This is a genomic window from Pseudoalteromonas fuliginea, from assembly GCF_000690055.1.
GTDB classification, from domain to species: Bacteria; Pseudomonadota; Gammaproteobacteria; order Enterobacterales; family Alteromonadaceae; genus Pseudoalteromonas; species Pseudoalteromonas fuliginea.
Genome location: NZ_JJNZ01000008.1, coordinates 76,646 through 102,293 on the forward strand (window position 1 = coordinate 76,646; position 25,648 = coordinate 102,293).

A 25,648-nucleotide genomic window follows, 5' to 3' on the forward strand; every position below is an offset into this window, starting at 1 on the left:
ACTTTGCCAATTAAACATTGCCCTGTTAATCCGTCACTCTCAAGGAGCCAATAATGATAGATGAAACCTTTGTGGATCTATCGCGATTACAGTTTGCTGTTACCGCTCTCTTTCATTTCTTATTCGTACCGTTAACGATAGGTATGACCTGGATTTTAGTTATTATGGAATCGGTTTATGTTATGACCGGTCGCGAAATTTATCGCGATATGACTAAGTTTTGGGGAAAATTGTTTGGTATTAACTTTGCAATTGGTGTGGCGACAGGCCTAACCATGGAATTTGAGTTTGGTACTAACTGGTCTTATTACTCGCATTACGTAGGTGATGTTTTTGGGGCTCCCCTGGCTATTGAAGGTTTAATGGCATTCTTTTTAGAATCGACCTTTGTAGGTATGTTCTTTTTAGGCTGGGACAGGCTCTCTAAACGCCAACATTTAGGTGCAACCTTTTTAATGGCCATTGGTACTAACATGTCGGCGCTGTGGATTTTAATTGCCAACGGTTGGATGCAAAACCCAGTAGGCGCTGAATTTAACTATCAAACCATGCGCATGGAAATGACCAGCTTTGCAGAGCTTGTGTTTAACCCTGTAGCCCAAGTTAAGTTTATTCATACCGTATCGGCAGGTTATGTAGCTGCATCTATGTTCGTTCTAGGCATAAGCAGTTGGTACATATTAAAAGGCCGTGACCTTGCGTTTGCTAAACGTTCTTTTTCAGTCGCATCAGGCTTTGGTTTAGCGTCAATTTTATGTGTAATTTTACTCGGTGACGAATCAGGCTACGAAGTAGGCGAAGTCCAAAAAGTGAAACTTGCCACAATTGAAGCCGAATGGCACACAGAAGAAGCTCCAGCTGCGTTTACCGCATTTGGTTTTCCTGATTCAGAAGAGCAAGTAACACATGCGGCGGTTAAAATACCTTACGCACTTGGGTTAATTGCTACGCGCTCACTAGATGAGCAAGTAACGGGTATTAACGACCTAGAAAAACAACATGAAGTACGTATTCGCAACGGTATGGTTGCTTATGAATACCTTACAAAACTCAGAAACGGTGAAGATACGCCAGATAATATTGCCAAATTTAATACTCTAAAAGATGATTTAGGTTATGGCTTGCTACTTAAGCGCTACACACCTGATGTTGTAGATGCTACTGAAGAGCACATTCAAAAAGCAGTTAAAGACTCTTTTCCTAAAGTAGGGCCTATGTTTTGGTCATTTAGGATTATGGTTGCCTGTGGTGTAGCCATGCTTGGTGTATTTATATTGGCTTTTTACTACAACGCACATCGCGTTATTGAGCAAAAACGCTGGTTGTTATGGGCTGCCGTATTGAGCATTCCACTACCTTGGATAGCGATTGAATTTGGCTGGATAGTTGCCGAGTATGGCCGCCAACCTTGGGCTATATCTGAAATACTGCCGACCTTTTTAGCCACGTCGTCACTAACAGTAAATGATATTTTAATTAGCTTAACTGGGTTTGTTATTTTCTATACTGGTTTAGCCATTGTTGAAGGTTGGTTGATGATCCGCTTTGTTAAGCAAGGACCAAGCTCGCTACATACTGGTAAGTATCATTTTGAATTACCAAACAAAACTGATCAAACTGAAGGAGAGCAATCATGATTTTTGATTATGAAACATTAAAAATGCTTTGGTGGTTGATCATTGGTGTGCTGCTTATTGGTTTTGCTATTACCGATGGCATGGATATGGGCGTTGCTATGTTACTTCGCCTAGTTGGTAAAACAGATTCAGAGCGCCGCACAGTAATAAACACAATTGGCCCGCATTGGGATGGTAACCAAGTATGGTTTATAACTGCAGGCGGCGCGTTATTTGCAGCGTGGCCTATGGTTTATGCTGCCGCGTTTTCGGGCTTTTACTTTGCCATGATGCTGGTACTCTTTGCTTTGTTTTTTAGACCACTTGGGTTTGATTACCGCAGTAAAGTAGATTCAAAACGCTGGCGCAATAACTGGGATTGGGGTTTGCTTGCAGGCAGCGCGATTCCAGCATTAGTTTTTGGTATTGCGTTTGGTAATTTATTTTTAGGCGTACCGTTTAATATTGATAACCTTATGCGTGTTAGCTACCAAGGTTCATTTTTTGGCTTGCTTAACCCATTTGGATTACTTGCAGGTTTAGTGAGTATTACCATGTTAGTTGCGCATGCGGGAATGTGGTTACAACTTCGTACAGCAAGTGTGGTCGCAGAGCGTTCGGGTCAATATGGTCGCTATTCTCTTATTGTGTTTATCGTGTTATTTGCTGCAGCTGGTTTTTGGGTTGCTAATTTAACGGGATACCAAATTGTATCTATGGCTGATACACAAAGTCATGCAGACCCTTTAGCTAAAGTGGTCACTACAGCGCAAGGTGCTTGGTTAAGTAACTATAGCACCCGTCCGTGGACAATGACCTTCCCTATTTTAGCCTTTGCAATGGCATTAAGTGCACTTGTGTTTTCTAAATTAAATAAACCAGCACTTGGGCTTATTTCAACAAGCTTAATGTTAATTGGCGTAATTATGACGGCCGGTGTTTCACTGTTCCCATTTATTATGCCATCTAGCAACAACCCTAATATTAGCTTAACAATTTGGGATGCGGTATCGAGCCATAAAACGCTCAATATAATGTTTATTGCAGTGTGTATTTTTGTACCACTAATTTTGTCCTACACCACTTGGTGTTACGTAAAAATGTGGCGCAGAGTAACGGTAGAAGAAATTGAAAACAACACTCACGGTAGCTATTAAGGAGACTAAACTATGTGGTATTTCGCTTGGATTTTAGGTGTACTTTTGGCCTGTACCTTAGGTGTAATAAATGTAATGTGGTATGAGTTTCATCAAAATAAAAACAGTATTGCTGATGATGAGCAAGTTATGCATGATTTATTAAATGAAAATAACTCGACCAAAGATGACGACTAACCCCCGACCAGATCGCGCGCAGCAGCAATCACTGCGCGCTTTTTTAAAGCGTCAAAGTAAACCCGCTGCAGTGTGGTTAAAGTTAAGCATTGCATTGGGTACTTTTAACGCATTACTAATGATTGCAGGTGCTTATTTACTGGCTCAAGCTATTCATAATGTAATGTTTGAAGGTAATAACTTAGCCCAAGTTACTTATTTACTATGGCCCTTAGCAGGCATTATTTTATTACGCGCAGTGTTTTTGGCGCTAAGTGAACGTTTGAGTGCATTTGCTGCACTTAAAATAAAATCGGCTATGCGCCAAACACTTTTAAATAAGCTCAGTTTACTTGGGCCAAGCTATATAGAACAACACGGCCAAGGCGCTACATTAAATACCCTGCATAATGGCGTTGAAGCACTCCACGACTATTATGCTAAATACTTACCCGGTGTTGCTTACAGTGCGCTTATTCCGCTGGCAATATTGGTTGTTATTTTTCCGACAGATTATAAAGCTGGGCTGATATTTTTATTAACCGCCCCGCTCATTCCTTTTTTCATGATTTTGGTAGGCTCAAAAGCCGAGGCTTTAAACCAAAAACGCTGGAAGCAACTTGCTGTACTAGGCAATTACTTTTTTGACCGCGTACAAGGTTTAACTCAACTCAAGCTATTTAATGCAACACGTACCGAACTTAAACAAATAGCTAAAATTTCAGACGACTTTAGACACGCGACACTCGATGTTTTAAAAATCGCATTTTTGTCATCATTCGCACTTGAGTTTTTAGCTACCATTAGCGTGGCACTCGTTGCCGTAATTATTGGTTTTAGGTTGTTTTTTGGTACTCTTGATTTTGCAACTGGCTTTGTCGTGCTGCTTTTAGCACCTGAATTTTATTTACCACTGCGCCAGCTGGGTAGCCATTATCATGCGCGCTTACAAGGCATTAGTGCGGCGGCCGATATGGTTGCAATTTTAAATGCACCACTGCCAAGTGACGTAAATGCGTTAGTGGCTACAAGCACACCTGAAAACAATTTAACTTTAAATACAATTAACTCAATAAGTATTACCGACCTTAATTTTATATACCCAGATAGTAACGAAGGCATTAAAAATATAAATTTAACACTACCAAATAAAGGCTTAATTGCCGTTGTGGGCAGTAGTGGCTCAGGTAAAAGTACATTGTTTGATTGTCTATTAGGGTTTCACCCTGAGGTAATTAAGCACCTATCTATTAATGAGCAGAGTTTAAGTGCAACCGATATTACTTACTTGCAAAATAATATTGCATGGATTCCACAAAAAGCGACGCTGTTTTACGACACCATTGCTGCCAACATTAAATTGGCCAAACCCACTGCCACACAGCAAGAGCTTGAACATGCAGCAGAGCAAGCTGGTGTGCTTGAATTTATAAATACCCTACCCGATGGTTTTAACACGCTGATAGGTGAGCAAGGCGAAGGGCTTTCTGGCGGTCAAAAGCAACGTATTGCACTGGCTCGCGCATTTATAAAACAAGCACCAGTCTTAGTGCTTGATGAGCCCACAGCGCACCTTGATAGCCAAACAGAGCTGCTTATCCAAGATGCTATTAATGAATATGCTAAAAACAACTTAGTGTTAGTTATTGCCCATAGATTAAATACGGTTAAACATGCCAGCAATATCATTGTGATGCACGATGGAAAAATAGCTGAGCAAGGTCACTTTGAAACACTTGCAGCGCAAAATGGTGCATTTGCTGACTTACTAAAAACGGCTGAACAAGGGGTGGCGCATGCGTAATTTTATTCGCTTATTAAAGCTTTGTGCTCCTCATTACAAAGCTATGCTATTAGGTACATTTTTAGCGACGATTACGGTATTAGCTAATGTGGGCCTGTTGGCTATATCTGGCTGGTTTTTAGCATCAATGGCCGCTGCTGGTATTGCAGGCGTACAAATGAATTATTTTACTCCTGCCGGCACGATTCGTTTTTTAGCCATTGTACGAACAGCATCGCGCTATGGCGAACGCCTAGTTACTCATAACGCCACGTTCTTATTACTAAGTGAAATACGTACCAATGTATTTGCAACGTTAAGTAAGCTTAACAATGTTGATTTAGCAATGAGCCGCAGCGCTGATCTAGTTAACCGATTACAAAACGATGTAGACGCACTCGACAAATTTTATTTAAACGTTTTACTGCCTATGTTGGTTGCTCTTTTAAGTGTGCCAATCATCATGCTGTTTATGTCGGCCTATAATGGTAACGTCGCCCTTATTTGCTTTACTGGCATTGTGCTTATTGGTGTGGTTATACCTGCCCTACTCAGCGCAAAGCTCACTAAAAACAGCCACAAAGAAACACAACTTAGTGCACAACTTCGCTCTGAGCTTTCAGATACACTCACAGGACTTAGAGAGCTTAGTATTTATCAAGCCCGTTCGCAGCAGCTTAATAAGTGCGACGAATTAAGCGAGCAGTACAATCAGCAATTATTTATTCGCCACAAAGCACTGGCAAACTCTGATGGGTTAAGCTTGTTGGTTGTTCAATTAGCCATGCTTGCTAGCATAGTAACCATAGTGCCACTGGTTTACGCAAGCAGTATGGTAAATGTAGAACTTGCTATGTTAAGTTTGTTTGTACTGGCAAGCTTTGAAAGCGTATTACTATTACCTAACGCGTTTATAGAGCTTCCAAGTGTTTTAAAAGCAGCAGAGCGATTGTTTACACTTGAAGACAAAGCAGCTAGTTCGCAAATTGAAAGTACACATGTAAACGTTGATGAAAGCTTTAGCGCGCAAAACCACACGCTAGCACTTAACAATATTAGCTACCAATATGGTGAGCAAACAGCACTTACTAATATCAGTTTTGAACTAATGCCCCAGCAAAAAGTAGCAATTGTAGGTCGAAGCGGCAGCGGTAAAACGACGCTTGTAAATTTACTAACTGGTTTATGGCCTTTGCAGCAAGGCAGCATAACGTTAAACAATCAAAATAACGTTGTTGGCTTACATTCGTTAAATAATGATATACGCGCAAGTGTGATAAATATACTCGCCCAGCAGCACCATATTTTTGATGGCACACTGAGTGAAAATTTACGTTATGCCGCGCCAAATGCAACTAAAGAGCAAATGATTGAAGCGCTCTCATTAGCGCAATTAAGCCCGTGGTTTAATGAGCTAAAAGAAGGTTTAAAAACACGATTAGGCACTGGCGGGCGTAACGTGTCGCAAGGTCAATCTAGGCGTATAGCTATTGCACAAGCATTACTTAAAAACCCTGCTATTTTGGTTCTTGATGAACCAACAGAAGGTCTTGATAATCAATCTAAGCAAGGGGTAATGCAAGCAATAATGCATGTTATGGATAATGCCAGCGTGCTGACAATTACGCACGATCCCGCTCTACTTGCTCAAATGGATAATGTTGTGTGGTTAGAAGACGGCAAAGTAGTTGCGCAAGGCTCTCATAAAGAGCTCAGTGGCACTTATCCCAACTATGTGGCGCTCACTACTCGGTTTTAGTTAAAGTCACCTGAACTTTGGATAATAAATCCTTTAACCAGGGTTTAGGTTAAGTAACAATTCCATTTTTAGTTTTTTCAGTTAAACAGTACCGCTTAAACCAACCTGCATAAATTTTTGAGCAATTTAACAAATTAAATTGCCCCTGAGCAAAACCGTACGGGCAGCACATGTTTGGCATTTATTCTACGTTATCGCCTATTTATGGGGAACACCGCACTACATAGGCCCTGTCTTGTCTAAACACCAAGCTTACTGCTGCGAGTTCAGCCTCGAAAGATAAACAGGCCCAAAATGAAGTATTTCTTAGTTGATTACAAAAAAAAGGCTGTGATTACAAATATACACACTTTCTTAAATGCATGATATTTATATGTTATTTTATTGTAAATTAATTATTACAAAAAAGATCGCTCCATCTAATCCTTTTTACTTATTGTTATTATTATTATTTAAAGTGAATATGCCACCGGTGGCATTTGTAGTTCAAGAATAAAACTTGTTAATGATCACTGCAGTCTTAAATACAAAAGTTTTTACACTGAAAACCATTTTAATTGGAGTTAAAATGAAAAAAACTAATATTTTAAAATACTCTTTACACACAACTGCAATATTAGCCGCGATTTATGGCGGCAGTGCCCTAGCTGCAAATGCATCTGGATATGCTTCAACAAACGGTAATACAACAGGTGGTGCCGGTGGTGATGTAGTATATGCAACAACAGGAACCCAAATACACCAAGCTTTATGTAATCGTGCATCGAGTGATACACCAATTATCATTCAAGTTGAAGGCACAATTAATCATGGTAATACAAGCAAGGTATCTGGTGATAGCTGTAACACTGGTCCTGACTTAATTGAACTAAAAGAAATTAGTAACGTTTCTATTATTGGTGTTGGCAGTGGTGCTTTATTTGACCAACTCGGTATCCATATTCGTTCTTCGTCAAACATTATTATTCAAAATGTTCATGTACGAAATGTAAAAAAATCAGGCTCACCAATCTCAAACGGAGGTGATGCAATTGGTATGGAATCTAATGTTCGAAATGTATGGGTTGACCATGTAACACTTGAAGCAAGTGGTGGTGAAAGCAGTGGCTATGATGCACTTTTTGATATGAAAAATAATACAAAATACGTAACTTTATCTTATAGCATTTTGCGTAATTCAGGTCGAGGTGGTTTGGTTGGCTCGAGCGACAGCGATGATGCTAATGGCCCTGTAACATTCCATCATAACTACTATCAAAATATAAATTCACGAACACCCTTACTCAGACATGCAACAGCCCATGCTTATAATAACTACTATAGTGGCATACAGTCATCTGGGATGAATCCACGCATAGGTGGTAAAATACGTGCAGAAAATAACTACTTTCAAGACTCTAAAGACCCACTAGGTACTTTTTACACTAACGATATGGGATATTGGCAAGTAAGCGGTAATATCTGGGACAATATTGATTGGTCTGAAGATGAAAGTAAGCTTCACCCAGCAGGCCCAAATCCTTCATCAACTACTTCTATTAGCATACCTTATAACTATCAACTGGATAATACTCAGTGTGTTCCTGCAATTATTGCAGCAACCGCAGGTGCAAATAAGGGCTTAAAAGAGTCCAATGGTGAATGTGGTACGACTGAGCCCACAGATCCAACTGAGCCTACTGATCCAACAAATCCACCTGAGCCGACTCCTTCAGGGGAAAATCTTGCTTTGGCTGCAGGTGTAGATGGCAGCTCTAAAGCCAGCGGTACAAGTTATGGTAATGTTAAAGATGGAGATACATCCACTTACTGGTCGCCAAATTCATCTACTGGCACAATAAATATTAAAAACTTAAATACGACAATTAATGCTGTAAAGATTATTGAAGCGTCAGGTGCTCAAGGAAATATTACTTCATGGTCGCTGGTTAATTACGATACAGGCACAACGCTCGCTAATGGCGGGGCTGTACCTAATGTAATCACCTTTTCGAGTGTAAATTTGTCAAAAGTCAGTTTTGTTATTAACTCTTCAAACTCAACACCGAGAGTTGCTGAATTTGAGGTTTACAATGGCTATAACGACTCAGGTAGTTCAGTCACTAATACCCTAGTTAATGGCGTATACAGGGTTACACCTAAGCACAGTGCTAAATCACTTGATGTAGCTAATTGTGCAAATAGCAATGGTGCTAACATATCGCAATGGTCATGGTTAAATAACGATTGTCAAAAATTCAATATATCAACGGTCGATGGTATTTGGCATAGAATTTCACCAGTTAATGCTCCATCAAAGGGCCTTGATGTAGCCGCTAATTCAACGGTTAATGGTGCAAACATTGCTCTGTACACATATACCGGTAGTTATAATCAACAATTTAGATTCCAAGCCGCTGGTACAGGAAAATGGCGGATAATAAATCGTAATAGTGAACTTTGTTTTGATGTTGAGGGAAATAAAGCAAATGACGGGGCAAATCTATTGCAATGGACTTGCAGCGCTGGATCTGAAAATCAAATGTTTGAACTAACGCGACAGTAAACTTTAAATAATAAAAAACCACCTTCGATTTCTCTAAGGTGGTTTTTTTAATTAAGAAGCCGTTATCTTACAATACCGCGCTCAGAACCTTTAACAAAGTCGATCATCAACTGCACTGCAGGATACTTTGCAGCATCTTCACTAAGCGACTCAATAGCTTCTTCAACACCTAGGCTCTTACGATAAAATGCTTTATATGCACGGCGTACAGCCATAATTTCGTCACTTTCAAAACCACGGCGTTTCATGCCTTCTTTATTGATAGCTGCAGGGCCTGCTGGCATACCAATGGTAGTAACAAATGGTGGTACATCTTTGTTAACACCAGAATACATGCCAATAAATGCATGTGCGCCGATTTTACAAAACTGATGAACTCCCGAATTACCACCTAAGATAACCCAATCGCCTACATGTACATGACCAGCCACACTTGCATTGTTAGCAAAAATTACGTTATCGCCAATTACCGCGTCATGTGCAACGTGTGTATAAGCCATAAACAAATTATTACTACCAATTTTAGTAACGCCTTGGTCTTGAATCGTACCACGGTGAATAGTGGCACATTCACGGATAACGTTGTTATCACCCATGATTAATGTGGTTGGCTCGTTGTTGTATTTTTTGTCTTGGCAGGCTTCGCCTACAGACGCAAATTGAAAAATATGATTGCCAGCGCCAATAGTTGATGGCCCTTTAACAACAACGTGAGACTCAATAATACAGTTATCACCGATAACAACATCATTGCCAATATAACTATACGGACCAACTGAGACATTGTTGCCTAGTTTAGCGCCAGGTTCGATTATTGCTGTAGAATGGATCACTATTAAAACTCTCTTCTAGCACACATAATTTCGGCACTACATACTATTTTGCCGTCGACTCTTGCTTCTGCCGAAAATTTCCAAATGTTGCGACGTTCCTTTAAGAACTCAACATGAAGATGCATTGTATCACCAGGAATTACCGGTTGCTTAAAACGCGCATTATCGACTGCTGCAAACAAGTAAAGCTCGTTTTCGCTACGATTTTCAACCGTTTTAAAACCAAGTAAGCCCGTTGCCTGAGCCATTGCTTCTAAAATTAACACACCTGGAAAAATAGGCTGATTTGGAAAGTGCCCAGTAAAAATAGGTTCGTTTATAGAAACATTTTTAATAGCATGTAAAGATTTACCAGGAGTAAAGTCAATAACACGATCTATTAATAGCATCGGATAACGGTGCGGTAATAAAGCTAAAATTTCTTGAATATCAAGGCTATTTAATTCGTTTGCCAAAATAGCATCCTTATTAGTGTTCAACGTTTATGACTTAGCCAATGCTTCAAGCGCTTTAAGACGAGATTTCATATCTGAAAGGTTACGCAAGTGAGCTATTGATTTACGCCATTCTTTGTTTGTTGTATGGGGCATACCAGATGAGTAAATACCTGGTTCGGTGATTGATTTTGTCACCATACTCATGCCGGTAATTATAACACCATCACATACAGACATGTGACCATTAATTGCAACCATGCCACCAATTTGACAGTTTTTGCCAATGGTAACGCTTCCAGCAAGTACAGTGCAGCCCGCAATTGCGGTGCCTGAATTAACTTCAACGTTGTGCGCTATTTGACATTGATTATCGATAATAACATTGCTATGGATGATGGTGTTGTCCAGTGCGCCACGATCAATTGTTGTGCTAGCACCCACTTCAACTTTGTCACCTATGATCACAGAACCTAGCTGGGGTATTTTAACCCACTGCCCGCGTTCGTTCGCATAACCAAACCCATCGCTACCTATAACACTATTTGCTTGAAACAAACAATCTGTACCAATTTCGACATCGTGATAAATAGTCACACTAGGCCAAAGCTTAGTGCCAGAACCAATTTTAACACGTTCCCCGATAAAACTGTTCGGACCAATTTGCGCATTGTCACCTATCACTGCACCAGCTTCAATGACTGCGTTAGCACCAATAGCCGCGCTGTCACTAACGATCGCTGTTGAATGGACAGTGGCACTTGGATGAATACCCGTCGAGGCTGAGCGTGGAGTGGTATCCATAAATTGCGCTAATTTAGCGTAACTTACATACGGATTAGCAACAATAATTTTACTGCCATTAAAGTACTGTGCATCGGCTTGGCTTACTATTACAGCACTAGCTTGAGTCGTCTCAAGTTGCGATCGATATTTTGAGTTCGCTAAAAATGCAATATGCCCAGAATGGGCATTTGCAAGTGTCGCTATTTTTTTTATTTCTAAAGCGCCATCACCCTGAAGTTCGGCGCCTAGAAGTTCCGCAATTTGCGAAAGCGTATAATTTTGCATGGAGTGATTATTTCTTACTAACAGCGGCTACAACTTTAGATGAAAGATCGGTAACTTCTTTAGGGTTAAAGTAAATTGTCGTGTCTTTTACTTTAACTTCATCAAAGTCGCCATCTTTAGCAATTTCTTCAATTGTTTTAATAATAACACCCTGAACTTTAGCAAGTTCTTGGTTTTGGCGTGCTTTAATTTCTTGCTCTAAAGGACGACCTTGTTCCGCAAGGTTTTTTTGCATACCTTGAATTTTGTCACGTAGTGCATCTTTTTGAACTTGGCTCATCGTTGTGCTTTCACGCTTAAACTTTTCAGCCTCAAAGCGAATATCACCTTGTAACTTTTCAAGTTCTTGACGGCGCTCAGCAAACTCTGTTTGTAAAGACTGTTCGATTTTTGCCATTTGAGGAATTTGTTTATAAATTTCCTGCATATCTACGATACCGACTTTATGTGCAAGTGCACTCGCAGAAGTTCCCATAATAAGTGTTGCTAAAACAGCTACTGCTGTTGATTTAAATAATTTTTTCATAAAAAGCTCCTTTAAAAAGTGTTACTAATATTAAAACTGATGGTTTTCGTATCGTCATCTTCTTCTTTTTGCAATGGATACGCAAAACTTATCAGCATAGGACCCATTGGAGAGATCCACTGTAATGATAAACCGGTTGAAATCCTAAAACGCAGCGGATCTGAATAATCATCTAATTTGGCACGCTCATCAACACCTAAGTTTTGAAAGCGATCTACATTAAATTCAGTATCCCAAACGTTTGCCGCATCAACAAAGAAACTCGTACGGACAGAACTGGTATTTTCTTCATCTAAGAATGGCGTAGGAACAATTAGTTCCATTCCAGCTACCGCTTTAGCATTACCACCAATTCGACCTTGAGGGATTAATACATCAAACTCAGACGCACCGCCTATTGTGCCTGTTGTAGCACCGTCTGTGCCCGGTGTACCCGGAATAGACTGCGGTATACGCGATACAGCACGTGGTAATATTGTATTACGGTCAAAGCCACGAAGTTCCATTTCAGTTATACGAAAGTATTCTTGAAATGGTAATGTTTGATCATAACCATTTGTTGAACCGTAACCGTTACCATAACCAAGCGCTGCACGCGTTGAAAATACCCAACGGTGGTCATTTGATATAGGCCAATAAAAACGTGAATCGTAATTCAGTTTAAAGTACTGAAGATCAGAATTTGGCGTTGTCGCAGTTAGGTTAAGTGTTTGACGTGAGCCCGCTGTTGGAAATAAACCACGGTTAACAGTAACGCGCGACCAACCTACACTTAGCTCATATTTATTAAAATCGAAACCAGCATCTGGGTTTTCCGGATCTAAGAATGTTTCACGCAATACGCGTGTTTGCTCATACTCAGCAATATCCGATAGCTCTTCTTTGATCCAGCGCACACCAAAGTTAATACGATTAATCGCATCAATTGGGAAACCTATATTTGTACCGATACCGTAACTTTTCGATTTGTAGTCAATAAGACTAAAGGCACTCGCATCATAGTTACTGTAAAAAATACTACTACCTTGTGATACACCATCAGGCGTAAAGTAAGGGTCAGTGTACGATAAACTTACACGTTCAGAACCCTTAGAGGTATTAATATTGAATCCAATTTGGTTACCAGTACCTAAAAAGTTAGATTCTGTCACACCAATATTAAATTGTAAGCCTTGGTAAGAACCATATGCCAGACCGGCATTAAAGCTACCGGCTGATTGCTCTTTTACTGTAAAATCAACATCTACTTGGTCATCCACACCAGGGACTGGCACTACATTAAAATCAACTTTTTCCATGTAGGCCAAACGTTGAATTTGTAGTTTTGAACGCTCTAGGTTCTGATTAGATAACCAAGCACCTTCAAGTTGTGTCATTTCGCGGCGCAATACTTCATCAGCCGTATTTTGGTTACCACCAACAATAATACGACGCACATAAACACGTTTACCCGGATTAACCGACAACGTTAATTGCACTTCTTGCTTTTCGTCGTCAATCTCTGGAATAGTACGTACTTCAGCATTTGCGTAGCCAAAACGTGCTAAGTAACTTTTAATAAACTCTTCAGAAGACGTTACTACTGAACCGTTATATAACTCGCCTGCACGAAGTGGAATAACACTTTTTATTAAGTCTTCGCGGCCAAGTAAGTCACCAATAAAATCAAAACCCTTAACTTTGTATTTTACGCCTTCAGTTAAGTTGGCTGTAACATATACTGACTCACGTTCAGGACTTACTGACACTTGTGTTGAATCGATATTAAATCGTAGGTAACCACGGTCTAAATAAAAGCTGCGAATTTTTTCTAAATCGCCTTCAACCGTTTGCTTTTGGTAACGGTCGCTGCCCATAAATTGCCACCACGGTAAATCTTGTTGTGACTCGGCAAGCTTTAATAAGTCTTCATTAGAAAAAAGTTCGTTACCAACCAAGTTTATTTGGCGGATGGAGGCGGCATCACCTTCATCAAACTCTAATTTAAGCTTAACGCGGTTACGTGGTAATTTAGTTACACTAATATCAACTTTAGCGTTGTATTTACCAATACTGTGGAAGAACTCAACTAACCCTTTTTCGATATTATCGATAACAGTTTTATCAAGCGGTTCACCTTGGCGAATATCTTGTTGTTCAAGCGACTCATTAAGTTGCTCGTCTTTTATATCTTTATTGCCTTCAAACTCAATAAAGCTAATCGTAGGACGTTCTGTTACTTTAAAAATAACATTATTGCCATCACGAAGTGCTTTTATGTTGTCAAAGTGACCAGAGCGGTAAAGTGACTTTATTGTTTTTGAAATCGTATAGTCGTCAACATTATCGCCCACATTGATAGGAATATGCGTTAATGCAGCACCCAGTGCTACGCGCTGTAAGCCTTCAACTTTAAGATCTTCAACAATAAAGGAAGTTTGGCCCAGTGCTGCAAAGCTTGCACCCAATAAACTTGAAACTGCCAAATGTTTTTTTATAGCCATTTTATTATCTTTATCCTATACAACTGTATTACCGCTTAGCACCTAAAATTAATGATGCTTTACAATCGTGTTCTAATTAGTAATTGTCACGCTGTAGCTACAAACGTGATACATCATTGAACAAAGCGAAACATGTTAGAAAAATGAGTAGCAAGGCTCCCACTTTAAAACCAAACTCTTGTGTCTTTTCAGAGACTGGCTTTTTACGAAAAAGTTCAATTATGTAATACATTAAGTGTCCACCATCAAGCACTGGCAAGGGTAATAAATTAAATACACCCAAGTTAACGCTAATCAAGGCTAAGAAGCTTAAAAATGCAACTAAGCCATAGCTTACGCTAGTTCCAGCACCGACTGCAATGCCCACGGGACCACTTAAATTTTTAACAGAAACTTGGCCTGTAATTAAATTACCTATCATGTCAAAGCTAAGAGTAATCAAGCGCCATGTTTCTTTTGTTCCTCGGACAATGCTGTCAAGAGGGCCGTATTGTCTAGTCTCTACATACCCTTCTGGCCATTGTTGAACAACCGGTGCTACGCCCAAAAAGCCCTGTTCAATACCGCTATTATCAAGGCGGCTTTGCGGGGTTACTGTAATGCTTTTTATACTATCTTGTCTTTTTACACTAAATTGTAAAGATTTGTTAGCCGATTGCGTAATAAGATTAACTAATTGCTGCCAACTGCTTATTGTTTCGCCATTTACAGCCAAAATAGTGTCATTAACCTTCAAATCTGCTTGTTTTGCTGCTGAATTTTCAGTCACAGCGGCAATAGTCAGTGTTGCCTGAGGTCTAAATGGAACAATACCTAACGAACTCAGTGGCGGAACATCTTGCTGATCAAGTTTCCAACCATCTAAATTAAGCGTTTTAATACGTGGTTGTAGATTTTTATCACGAACCGTAACCTCAACGCTTTCCTCACCTAAGCTCGACATTAGTGCAAATGTAGCATCTTGCCACGTTGTTATATCGTCATCGCCAATTTTAATAATATGCTGGCTTGGCATTATGCCCGCCTGCTCCGCTCGACTCCCTTCAGTAACGCTGCCAACAACTGGCTTAACCGATTGCACACCCACCATATACATGGCAGTAAGTGCAAAAATAGCAAACAAAAAGTTTGCCATAGGACCCGCTGCAACAATAGCAATACGCGCTTGAACCGATTTAGCATTAAACGATAAGTGACGTTGGTTTTGTGGTACTTCATCAACGCGCTCATCAAGCATTTTTACATAACCGCCTAGTGGTATTGCTGCAATTACGTATTCAGTATTATATTTATCGTGCCATTTTATAAGTGGTTTACCAAAACCAATTGAAAAACGCAGCACTTTAACGCCCATTTTGCGCGCAACCCAAAAATGGCCGTACTCATGTATGGCCACTAAAATACCAAGCGCTAAAATAAATGAGCCTAGGTTCCAAAAAAAATCAAACATATTAATGCGCCACTTTTGTTATAAATTGCAAAGCGCTAATCCGCGCTAATTTATCGCACTCTAAAATTTCATCTAAGCTTTGCACATTGGTGTACGTTGCAGCTTCAAGTGTTTGTGCATTTATTTTGTATATATCGGTAAAACCAATTTTACCATTTAAGAACGCGTTTACTGTTATTTCATTCGCTGCATTTACTGTCGTTGTAGCACCTTGCCCTGCACTACATGCATCAACCGCAAGTTGTAAATTAGGATAACGGGCGTAATCAGGCTTGGTAAATGAAAAGTCTGTAATATCAGAGAAATTGAGAGGCTTTACACCCGCATTAATTCGCTCAGGATATGCAAGTGCATGGGCAATAGGAGTGCGCATATCAGGGTTACCCATTTGCGCTAAAATAGAACCGTCGTGGTACTGCACCATTGAATGAATAATGCTTTGCGGATGAATAACTACATCAATATCACTGGTGTCACAATTGAATAACCACTTGGCTTCAATAAACTCCAAGCCTTTGTTCATCATAGTGGCCGAATCTACTGATATTTTTTGACCCATAGACCAATTAGGGTGAGCGACTGCTTCGCTAACAGTGACATCTTTTAACGTATTTATATCACGGGTTAAAAATGGGCCACCAGAACCGGTAAGCAAAATTTTACTTACGCCATGTTGCTGTAAATTTTGATCGCCTTTGGCATTTTGTAACGAAGAAGGTAGACATTGAAAAATAGCATTATGTTCGCTATCAATTGGTAGTAAAGTTGCTTTATGTTGTTTAACTTTGTCAATAAACAACTGGCCAGACATCACAAGTGATTCTTTATTGGCAAGCAGTACTTTTTTACCTGCTTCTACTGCACTTAATGTTGGCAATAAACCAGCAGCACCTACAATTGCCGACATAACAACATCAACATTAGGATAAGCACACACGTCACTCATAGCTTGCTCGCCATGCCTTACTTTAGTTTTACACTGAGTATTAGTTAAATACGATGACAACTGCTCAGCAGCCGTTTGCGAAGCCATAACTGCATATACAGGTTCATGCTCTATGCATAACGCAGCCATTTTTTTTGCATTTTGTCCGGCGGTTAAAGCAAAAACATCAAATAGTTCTTTATTTAGCGATACAACATCTAATGTGCTTAAGCCAATAGACCCTGTTGCACCTAAAATAACCAGTTGTTGCTTTGGGCTCATAAACTCAGCGTCCATGCATAACACATAACAAACATTGGAGCCGCAGCGGTTAAGCTATCAATTCTATCTAAAATCCCACCGTGACCAGGTAAACAATTACCACTGTCTTTTAAGCCAGCTTCGCGTTTAAACATGCTTTCGAGTAAGTCACCTACAGCAGAAAACAACGCAATCAAAGCGGTCATAATGGCGTATACAGGCCAAACAACTAAATCAACATCGGTGAAATGACAAAATATTAAGACAAAAATAACAGCAGCAACGACACCACCGGCGAGCCCTTCAATTGTTTTATTTGGGCTCACTTTAGGCATCAATTTATGCTTACCAAAACTTTTTCCAGTAAAGTAGGCACCCACATCAGCGCTCCACACAATACCTAAAACGACTAAAATCAGCATAGAACCAAAATGAGCAGATTCAGCATACTGCGCACTACGTAAGGTATTAAGTGCAAGCCACAATGGCACAAGCGTTAGTAAACCAGCGATGCCTCGCATCACGAGGCCTTCATTCCAAGCTTTAGCCATAGCGGGATAACGCCATACTAAATAACTGGCAACAATCCACCAAGCAAATGCAAGTGTAAATAAATAATTTGCATCACCCACTAATTTACCATTTTGCCATAAAGCTTCAATTGGCCAATGTAAGTTGAGCACTGCGAGTAAAGCCGCAACTAAAAGTACAAAAGCACTTCTTTTGAGTTTGTCACACAGGCCCATAAATGCAGACCATTCCCATGCACCTAATAATACTATTGCACCTGCAAAATAACTAAATAACGTAAGCGGTGTATAAAAAACCAATGCTAATGCTAAAGGCGCTAGCACGAGCGAGGTTAAAATGCGTTGTTTTAACAAAATTGTGACCCTTATTCTATTTAGGTTTGAGCGAGTAATTGTTTTATTTGTTCGCCCGTACAACCAAAACGTCGCTCTCTGGCAACGTAACACGCAATGGCCTCAGCAAATGCTGCTTCATTAAAATCAGGCCAAAGTGTGTCGGTAAAGTAAAGTTCTGCGTAAGCGGCTTGCCATAATAAAAAGTTACTAATACGAACATCGCCACCAGTGCGAATAAGTAAATCAGGTTCTGCCTGATCTGCCATGCTCATATGCTGCGCTAAACGCTCTTCGGTAATATCTTCGGCGTTAAGTGTGCCTTTTTCTACTTGCAACGCAAGTTGCTTAGCTGCATTAGCCATATCCCAACGACCACCATAATTAGCTGCAACATTTAAGTGCAGCCCGGTGTTATTCTCAGTCAACGCTTGTGCGGAATATACTTTACTACGCAAGCTCTCCGAGAATCGTGATAAGTCTCCAATAATGGTCAGTTTTACATTGTTTTTGTGAAGCTTTTTAACTTCTTTTGTTAAAACAAACAAAAAAAGCTCCATTAACGTATTCACTTCATCCTCAGGTCGGCGCCAGTTTTCACTGCTAAAAGCAAATAAAGTTAACGATTGTATCCCTAACTTAGTGCAAAACTGAACAGACTGACGAACGGCATCCACGCCTTTTTTATGCCCGTATACACGAGGTCTATTTCTAGCTTGCGCCCAACGTCCATTACCATCCATTATGATGGCAACATGTTTAGGTAAACATTGCTGTGAAATTGTGTCAGCGTCTAGAACCATAAATATTGAATATTCCATAAAAAAACGCCGCCTAGTATACCCCAGACGGCGTTTCAAAACTAATAATTTTAGTTGCCTAGATTTCCATCAATTCAGTTTCTTTGGCAGCTAATAGCGTATCCATTTCTTTAATAAACTTATCAGTAAGTTTTTGAATCGCATCATCTGATTGACGCGCTTCATCTTCTGATATGTCTTTATCTTTTAATAACGCTTTCACATCGCCATTAGCATCGCGACGAATATTACGAATAGCAACACGACCACCTTCAACTTCAGCGCGTACAATTTTGATTAAGTCTTTACGACGCTCTTCTGTAAGTGGAGGAAGTGGTACACGAATAACAGTACCTGCTGACATAGGGTTTAAGCCTAAGTCAGACGCCATAATCGCTTTTTCAACAGCTTGCGCCAAAGACTTATCAAATACACCAATAGCAAGTGTACGAGAATCTTCAATTGTCACGTTAGCAACTTGGTTTAAAGGCGTTGGTGCACCGTAGTACGACACCATAATGCCATCTAAGATAGCTGGATGTGCGCGGCCAGTACGAATTTTAGATAATTGGCTACCTAGTGCAGTTACACTTTTTTGCATGCGCGCTTGCGCGTCTTTTTGAATATCGTTAATCACGGTTTAATCCTAATTATTTGATTATTTCATCTGAGGCTTGTGAAGAAATAAGTGTTCCTTCTTCTTCACCCATAATTACGCGTTTTAGCGCGCCTGATTTATTCATGTTAAATACGCTCAACGGCATATTGTGATCGCGGGCTAGAGTAAATGCCGCTAAATCCATAACTTTTAATTCTTTATCGATGATTTCATTGTAGCTTAAGTGGCGATAAAGCGTCGCTTCTGGGTTTTTTACAGGGTCATCACTGTACACGCCATCCACTTTCGTTGCTTTAATTACAGTATCCGCTTCAATTTCGATACCGCGTAAACACGCTGCAGAATCAGTCGTGAAGAATGGATTACCCGTACCCGCTGCAAAAATAACAACGCGGCCCGTTTTTAATAAGCTAATTGCTTCAGCCCAGTTATATGCATCACACACACCATTTAATGGGATAGCCGACATTAAACGACAATTTACAAATGCACGATGCAGCGCGTCACGCATTGCAAGGCCATTCATAACTGTTGCAAGCATACCCATATGGTCACCAACAACGCGATTCATACCTGCTTCTGCAAGCGATCCACCGCGTAAAAAGTTACCTCCACCAATAACTAAACCCACTTCTACGTCGAGCTCTACTAGCTCTTTAATTTCTTGTGCCATACGGTCTAAAACTTTAGGATCGATGCCGAAGCCTTCGTCTCCCATTAAAGCTTCACCACTTAATTTGAGAAGAACACGTCTAAAAATAGGTTTACGATTGATAGTCATAGTATTGGGGCCAACTTTTATTGAATTATGGATAAAAAATAACCGCGCTTATGTTAAACATAAAAGCGCGGTTATTTTAAAGAATTTCTAGCTGTGAAGCAAAACCAAATAGTACTTTAATTGCATCTAATTTCCTTTTGCATCACAAATAGTTAATCTTACTGACCTTTAGCTGCAGCAATTTGAGCAGCAACTTCAGCAGCAAAATCTTCTTCTTTCTTCTCGATACCTTCACCAACTTCTACACGTACGAAGCTAGTAACTGTTGCGTTTTTCTCTTTAAGAATATCGCCAACAGATTTTTTAGGTTCCATGATGAAAGCTTGACCAGTAAGAGAAACCTCACCAGTAAATTTCTTCATACGACCAACAACCATCTTCTCAGCGATTTCAGCAGGCTTGCCTTCATTCATCGCGATTTCGATTTGTACTTGCTTTTCTTTTTCAACAACATCAGCAGGCACATCAGAAGGTGTTAAGTATTCAGGGCTAGATGCAGCAACGTGCATTGCAACGTGCTTAAGTGTTTCTTCATCAGCAACACCAGCAACAACAACACCGATACGATCGCCATGACGGTACTCAACTAGGTTTTCACCAGTTACGTACTGCAGGCGACGTACGTTGATGTTTTCGCCAATTTTAGTAACTAGCTCAACACGGTCTTCTTCAAACTTAGCTTGTAAGTCTTCGATAGAGATTGTGTCAGCAATTGCAGCGTCAGCAACTTTGTTAGCAAATGCTAAGAAGCTTACGTCTTTTGCAACGAAGTCAGTTTGACAGTTAACTTCTACTAGTACTGCAACACCCGCATTTTGCTTGATGATGATAGTACCTTCAGCAGCAATGTTACCTGCTTTTTTAGCAGCTTTAGCAGCGCCACTTTTACGCATGTTTTCAATCGCTAACTCGATGTCGCCATCAGTCTCAGTTAACGCTTTTTTACAATCCATCATGCCAGCGCCTGTGCGCTCGCGTAATTCTTTAACTAGGGCAGTAGTTACAGCCATTAGTAAATCCTCAAATCTGAAATCTGGTTTAGATAAGCGGGTTACCCGCTCTACAAGAATAGCAAGTCTTCACCTTAAAAAGATGAAGACTTGATGACAGCTAATTACTCAGCTTCAACGAAATCGTCTTTCTCAGCTTGAGCAACGATGTTATTCTCGCGACCTTCAGTGATAGCAGCTGCAACAGCGCTAGTGTAAAGGCTTACAGCACGGATAGCATCATCGTTACCAGGAACGATGAAATCAACGCCGTCTGGATTAGAGTTAGTATCAACGATTGCAACAACTGGAATACCTAGGTTGTTAGCTTCACGGATAGCAATGTGCTCGTGGTCAGCATCGATAACGAAAAGCGCGTCTGGAAGACCGCCCATGTTTTTGATACCACCAAGGCTTTTTTCAAGCTTGTCCATTTCGCGATTAAGCATTAACGTTTCTTTCTTAGTTAATTTCTCGAAAGTACCGTCTTGGCTTTGTACTTCAAGGTCTTTAAGACGCTTGATTGATTGACGAACTGTTTTCCAGTTAGTCAACATACCACCTAACCAACGGTGATTAACGTAATACTGGTCGCTTGCAATAGCTGCTTCTTTAACTGCTTCGCTTGCTGCGCGCTTAGTACCAACGAAAAGAACTTTACCTTTGTTTGAAGCAGCACCAGTTAAAAACTTAAGTGCGTTATTGAACATTGGTACTGTTTGCTCAAGGTTGATGATATGAACACGGTTACGTGTACCGAAGATGAAAGGCTTCATCTTAGGGTTCCAGTAACGTGCTTGGTGACCAAAGTGAACACCAGCTTGAAGCATATCGCGCATTGAAACATTTGCCATTTTATAGATCCTCTATAGTTGTTTAGGGTTAGGCCTCCACATATCCCATAGCACCAACACCGAAGTAATTAAACTTCAAATGCACCCAAGTGTATGTGACGATACGTGTGTGTGTTAAAATCAAATTGTGTTTGCCTTAAATACAAAAAATCATTTAAGAATTTATTTGTAAAAAGACGGCGCGCTTTATACCATATTAAAATTAAATACTCAACGTCGCGTGCAAAATTTGTTCGACGATAAATGTTAAAAACTCAACTTTGGAGCCTCAATGAGCGCTATTATCAAGACCCCTGAAGAAATAGAGAAAATGCGCGTAGCTGGGCGCTTAGCGGCCGATGTACTTGAAATGATCGGCCCTCATGTAGTGCCAGGTGTTACCACCGATGAGCTAAATACACTTTGTCATGATTATATTGTTAATGTGCAACAAGCAATCCCTGCTCCATTAAATTATCATGGCTTTCCAAAATCAGTTTGTACGTCAGTTAATCATGTTATATGTCACGGAATTCCAAATGACAAAGCATTAAAAGAAGGCGACAGCGTAAATATTGACGTAACTGTCATTAAAGACGGTTACCACGGCGACACATCTAAAATGTTCCACGTTGGTACACCAAACATTCAAGCTAAGCGTCTTGCAGAAGTAACACAAGAAAGCTTATACCTTGCTATTAAAATGGTAAAACCTGGTGTGCGCTTAGGTGATATTGGCTCAGCAATTCAAAAATATGCAGAAAGCTTTAACTACTCAATCGTACGTGAATATTGCGGCCACGGTATTGGCGCAGGATTTCATGAAGAACCACAAATAATGCATTATGGTAAAGCCGGCACTGGCGAAGCCTTAAAAGCAGGTATGTGTTTAACTATTGAACCTATGGTTAATGCGGGTAAACGCCAATGTAAGCTTCTTAAAGATGATTGGACAGTAGTAACACGCGACCGTAGTTTGTCTGCACAGTGGGAACATACTTTATTAGTGACCGAAAATGGTGTTGAAATTTTAACGCTACGATCGGATGATACTATCGACAGGATAATAGAACACTAATAAAACCGAAACACTTGATAAGACAAACCTTATCCGTGTGAAAGGTTCAACAAGGAGCCAGCCCACGTGGCATTACCCAACAAAGTAAAAAAGTTGCTTAGCGATGCTGAGCAACTTAGTGATTATCGCGATTGTTCTAGCTATTTTTATAAATGGCTACATAACGAATTTTCTAAGCAACCGGTTGGGAATTTAATTAATGCCCGGGCTGAGTTTATTGACCGCCTATTAATTAAGCTCTTTCATGTTTATGAGTTATCGCACGAACCTGATTTAGCGCTAATTGCTGTGGGCGGATATGGACGCGGCGAACTTCATCCTTATTCCGATATTGATTTTCTACTTTTAGTCACTGAACAACCCAGTGAAGAAATATGCGAAAAAATAGGCCAGTTTGTCACTATGCTGTGGGATCTCAACTTAGAGATTGGCCATAGCGTGCGTACCATTGAGCAAGCTATTGAGCAAAAACGTGAAGACGTCACCTTTGCCACCAGCTTGCTCGAAAGTCGGCTTATTTTTGGCAACCATATCGAGTTCGAAAAACTTAAAACCTTTGTACTAGAAACCCCTGTTTGGGGTTCTAGCGACTTTTTTGTTGCCAAAGTACAAGAGCAAAACTTACGTCACAGAAAGTGCCACGGCACTGCGTATAACCTTGAACCAAACATTAAAGAAAACCCCGGTGGCCTTCGCGACTTACAAACCATCATTTGGGTTGCTAAAAAACACTTTAGAGCCGAAACACTGCAAGAGCTAATTAGCCACGGTTATCTAACTCACGAAGAGTTTCAAGAGCTATCAGAGTGCCTAGAAAACCTATGGAACATTCGTTTTGCTCTTCATTTGGCTGCAGGGCGTTCAGAAAACCGTTTATTGTTTGATCATCAACCCCAAGCCGCCGAAATTTTAGGTTTTGGCAGCGATGGTAAAGCCTCGGTTGAGCGTATGATGAAACGCTTATTTAGAATAATGAGCCGCGTACGCGAGCTTAACCAAATGCTGCTTTCGTATTTTGAGCAAAGCATTTCACCGCAAAACAGTGAAAATGTTGTAGAAGTACTCGACAGAAATTTTGAACGTGTTGGCCATCAAATACGCGTAAAAGATCCATCCGTATTTTTTAGACGTGACCAGCTCTTTGTATTGTTTGAGCACATCGCCGACAACCCCGAAATCACCCATATTTACCCAAGTACTATTCGTACTATTCGACAAGTACGCCGTCGTTTATTGGGTGATTTACAAGATTATGCAGCCTGTCGTGAAGCATTTTTACGCTTAGTCAAACACCCTAACGGTATGGGACGCGCATTTACGTTAATGCACAAACACGGCATGCTTGCCGCCTACTTACCGCAGTGGCGTAATATATTTGGGCAAATGCAGTTCGATTTGTTTCATGCTTATACCGTAGATGAGCACACTCACAAATTAATCAAAAACATTTACGAATATTTTGATAAAACAGGCATTAGCGAGTTTCCTATTTGCAGTGAAATAGTCACTCGCATGGATAAACCGGAGCTACTTTATTTAGCCGGTATATTTCACGACATCGCTAAAGGCCGAGGGGGCGATCACTCAGAGCTTGGCGCTGTTGATGCTATAGCCTTTGCTAAATTACATGGTTTTTCATCGGCTGATGCAAAATTAGTAGCATGGCTTGTAAGTAACCATTTACTTATGTCGGTTACCGCGCAGCGTAAAGACATTAACGACCCTGCTGTAATAAAAGACTTTGCAACACGTATTAAAACAGAGCGCCAACTCGACTATTTATATTGTTTAACCGTTGCCGACATACGTGCAACCAATGACAACTTATGGAACGATTGGAAAAACACCCTACTGCGTGAATTGTACTTGCACACGCAACGCGCGTTGCGCTTAGGGCTCGAAAACCCAATGGATCAACGCGACCAAATTCGCGATAAAAAGCACCAAGCTAAACAACGTCTACTTAACTTGGGCTATCAAGAGGAAAAAATTGATTTAATTTGGAGTCGCTTTAAAGCCAATTACTTTACCGCCTTTAGCGAACAGCAAATATCGTGGCAAAGTGAGCATTTATTAAGTAGCACCGATTTAAGCCAACCCAGTGTAATTGTATCTAACAAAGCCATGCATGGTGGTACACAAGTATTTGTATACAGCCCTTACTCTGGTGCACTATTTGCGAGATTAGTGAGTGTCATTGGCTCTAAAAAAGCACAAATACAGCACGCGCAAGTACTGACCACCAAAGACGGCTACGTCTTGTTTAGCTTTGTAATACTTGAAGTAAGTGGCGACCCTATTGCAAGTGGTCGAGCGCAATCAATTAAACGCGGGCTTGAGCAAGCATTGAGCGATCCGCGTAAAAAAATTCGCTTTAAAAAGAGCCGCTCTCAACGCTTTAAAGATTTTAATATTAAACCTAAAATTGTGTTGCGCCCACATGCACGCAAAGACCGTAGCTTAATAGAAATTCAAGCCGTCGATATACAAGGTTTACTAACCAAAATAGCCGAAGTTTTCCAAGCGCATTTACTGCACATTCACGCTGCCCGTATTACCACGGTAGGTGAACGTGCAGAGGATTTCTTTGTTGTATCTAATAACGAATACCAAGCGCTGACTGATGAAGAGCAAGCAAAAATTCATCAGGCATTACGTAAAAAATTCAACGCCGAAACAGAATAGA

21 protein-coding genes are annotated in these 25,648 nt (G+C 40.3%); 8 read left to right on the top strand and 13 right to left on the bottom strand.

Annotated features, from left to right (window positions below; genetic code table 11):
* The first annotated feature begins 53 nt into the window (after positions 1–53).
* The 6 genes from DC53_RS17525 to DC53_RS17500 all read left to right on the top strand — a co-directional run bounded on the left by DC53_RS17525 (position 54) and on the right by DC53_RS17500 (position 9,016).
* Positions 54–1,637 carry a cytochrome ubiquinol oxidase subunit I gene (locus tag DC53_RS17525; RefSeq protein WP_007376799.1) on the top strand — a complete coding sequence of 528 codons (1,584 nt, stop codon included), beginning with the start codon at positions 54–56 and terminating at the stop codon, positions 1,635–1,637.
* Positions 1,634–2,773 carry a cytochrome d ubiquinol oxidase subunit II gene (gene cydB / locus DC53_RS17520; protein WP_007376800.1) on the top strand — a complete coding sequence of 380 codons (1,140 nt, stop codon included), beginning with the start codon at positions 1,634–1,636 and terminating at the stop codon, positions 2,771–2,773. Before DC53_RS17525 ends, cydB begins: the two co-directional genes overlap by 4 nt.
* A 12-nt stretch (positions 2,774–2,785) precedes the next feature.
* Positions 2,786–2,950, top strand: coding sequence for a cytochrome bd-I oxidase subunit CydX (cydX, locus tag DC53_RS17515; protein WP_007376801.1), 165 nt, complete (start codon positions 2,786–2,788; stop codon positions 2,948–2,950).
* Positions 2,940–4,733, top strand: coding sequence for a thiol reductant ABC exporter subunit CydD (gene cydD, locus DC53_RS17510; protein ID WP_033028552.1), 1,794 nt, complete (start codon positions 2,940–2,942; stop codon positions 4,731–4,733). Before cydX ends, cydD begins: the two co-directional genes overlap by 11 nt.
* On the top strand, positions 4,726–6,471 hold the full coding sequence (cydC, locus tag DC53_RS17505; protein WP_033028553.1) for a thiol reductant ABC exporter subunit CydC: 1,746 nt from the start codon (positions 4,726–4,728) through the stop codon (positions 6,469–6,471). Before cydD ends, cydC begins: the two co-directional genes overlap by 8 nt.
* Positions 6,472–7,039: 568 nt before the next feature.
* Positions 7,040–9,016: a pectate lyase family protein gene (locus DC53_RS17500; RefSeq protein ID WP_033028554.1), complete on the top strand. Its 1,977-nt coding sequence runs from the start codon at positions 7,040–7,042 to the stop codon at positions 9,014–9,016.
* Between the two features lie 62 nt (positions 9,017–9,078).
* On the opposite strand, the gene lpxA is transcribed toward DC53_RS17500, so the two are convergent.
* The 13 genes from lpxA to rpsB form a co-directional block, all read right to left on the bottom strand.
* Positions 9,079–9,849 carry an acyl-ACP--UDP-N-acetylglucosamine O-acyltransferase gene (gene lpxA, locus DC53_RS17495; protein ID WP_033028555.1) on the bottom strand — a complete coding sequence of 257 codons (771 nt, stop codon included), beginning with the start codon at positions 9,847–9,849 and terminating at the stop codon, positions 9,079–9,081.
* A gap of 2 nt (positions 9,850–9,851) precedes the next feature.
* Entirely contained in the window at positions 9,852–10,304 is a 453-nt protein-coding gene (fabZ, locus tag DC53_RS17490) for a 3-hydroxyacyl-ACP dehydratase FabZ (RefSeq protein WP_007376807.1), read from the bottom strand.
* A 27-nt stretch (positions 10,305–10,331) separates the two neighbouring features.
* The gene (gene lpxD, locus DC53_RS17485; RefSeq protein ID WP_008133880.1) at positions 10,332–11,354 is read right to left on the bottom strand and encodes a UDP-3-O-(3-hydroxymyristoyl)glucosamine N-acyltransferase; all 1,023 of its coding nucleotides are present in this window, start codon (positions 11,352–11,354) and stop codon (positions 10,332–10,334) included.
* Between the two features lie 7 nt (positions 11,355–11,361).
* Complete coding sequence (locus DC53_RS17480) at positions 11,362–11,880, bottom strand: OmpH/Skp family outer membrane protein (protein WP_007376809.1); 519 nt, start codon at positions 11,878–11,880, stop codon at positions 11,362–11,364.
* 11 nt (positions 11,881–11,891) lie between these two features.
* A complete protein-coding gene (bamA, locus tag DC53_RS17475) occupies positions 11,892–14,363 on the bottom strand; it encodes an outer membrane protein assembly factor BamA (protein WP_033028556.1) in 2,472 nt (823 codons plus the stop codon).
* A gap of 97 nt (positions 14,364–14,460) precedes the next feature.
* On the bottom strand, positions 14,461–15,813 hold the full coding sequence (gene rseP / locus DC53_RS17470; protein ID WP_033028557.1) for a sigma E protease regulator RseP: 1,353 nt from the start codon (positions 15,811–15,813) through the stop codon (positions 14,461–14,463).
* A 1-nt stretch (position 15,814) separates the two neighbouring features.
* Positions 15,815–17,020: a 1-deoxy-D-xylulose-5-phosphate reductoisomerase gene (ispC, locus tag DC53_RS17465; RefSeq protein ID WP_007376812.1), complete on the bottom strand. Its 1,206-nt coding sequence runs from the start codon at positions 17,018–17,020 to the stop codon at positions 15,815–15,817.
* The gene (locus tag DC53_RS17460; protein ID WP_007376813.1) at positions 17,017–17,883 is read right to left on the bottom strand and encodes a phosphatidate cytidylyltransferase; all 867 of its coding nucleotides are present in this window, start codon (positions 17,881–17,883) and stop codon (positions 17,017–17,019) included. Before DC53_RS17460 ends, ispC begins: the two co-directional genes overlap by 4 nt.
* Positions 17,884–17,903: 20 nt before the next feature.
* Positions 17,904–18,683 carry an undecaprenyl pyrophosphate synthase gene (gene uppS, locus DC53_RS17455; RefSeq protein WP_007376814.1) on the bottom strand — a complete coding sequence of 260 codons (780 nt, stop codon included), beginning with the start codon at positions 18,681–18,683 and terminating at the stop codon, positions 17,904–17,906.
* Positions 18,684–18,741: 58 nt separating this feature from the next.
* Positions 18,742–19,263, bottom strand: coding sequence for a ribosome recycling factor (frr, locus tag DC53_RS17450; protein WP_370587472.1), 522 nt, complete (start codon positions 19,261–19,263; stop codon positions 18,742–18,744).
* A gap of 49 nt (positions 19,264–19,312) precedes the next feature.
* Positions 19,313–20,062, bottom strand: a complete 750-nt coding sequence (pyrH, locus tag DC53_RS17445) for a UMP kinase (protein WP_008133874.1) — start codon at positions 20,060–20,062, stop codon at positions 19,313–19,315.
* A gap of 158 nt (positions 20,063–20,220) precedes the next feature.
* Positions 20,221–21,072 carry a translation elongation factor Ts gene (gene tsf, locus DC53_RS17440; RefSeq protein WP_007376818.1) on the bottom strand — a complete coding sequence of 284 codons (852 nt, stop codon included), beginning with the start codon at positions 21,070–21,072 and terminating at the stop codon, positions 20,221–20,223.
* A 104-nt stretch (positions 21,073–21,176) separates the two neighbouring features.
* Positions 21,177–21,905, bottom strand: coding sequence for a 30S ribosomal protein S2 (gene rpsB / locus DC53_RS17435; protein ID WP_007376819.1), 729 nt, complete (start codon positions 21,903–21,905; stop codon positions 21,177–21,179).
* Between the two features lie 271 nt (positions 21,906–22,176).
* On the opposite strand from rpsB, the gene map reads away from it, so the two are divergent.
* Together map and glnD are read left to right on the top strand one after the other, a co-directional pair.
* The gene (map, locus tag DC53_RS17430; protein ID WP_007376820.1) at positions 22,177–22,962 is read left to right on the top strand and encodes a type I methionyl aminopeptidase; all 786 of its coding nucleotides are present in this window, start codon (positions 22,177–22,179) and stop codon (positions 22,960–22,962) included.
* Between the two features lie 66 nt (positions 22,963–23,028).
* On the top strand, positions 23,029–25,647 hold the full coding sequence (gene glnD, locus DC53_RS17425) for a [protein-PII] uridylyltransferase (protein ID WP_007376821.1): 2,619 nt from the start codon (positions 23,029–23,031) through the stop codon (positions 25,645–25,647).
* The last annotated feature ends 1 nt before the right edge of the window (position 25,648 follow it).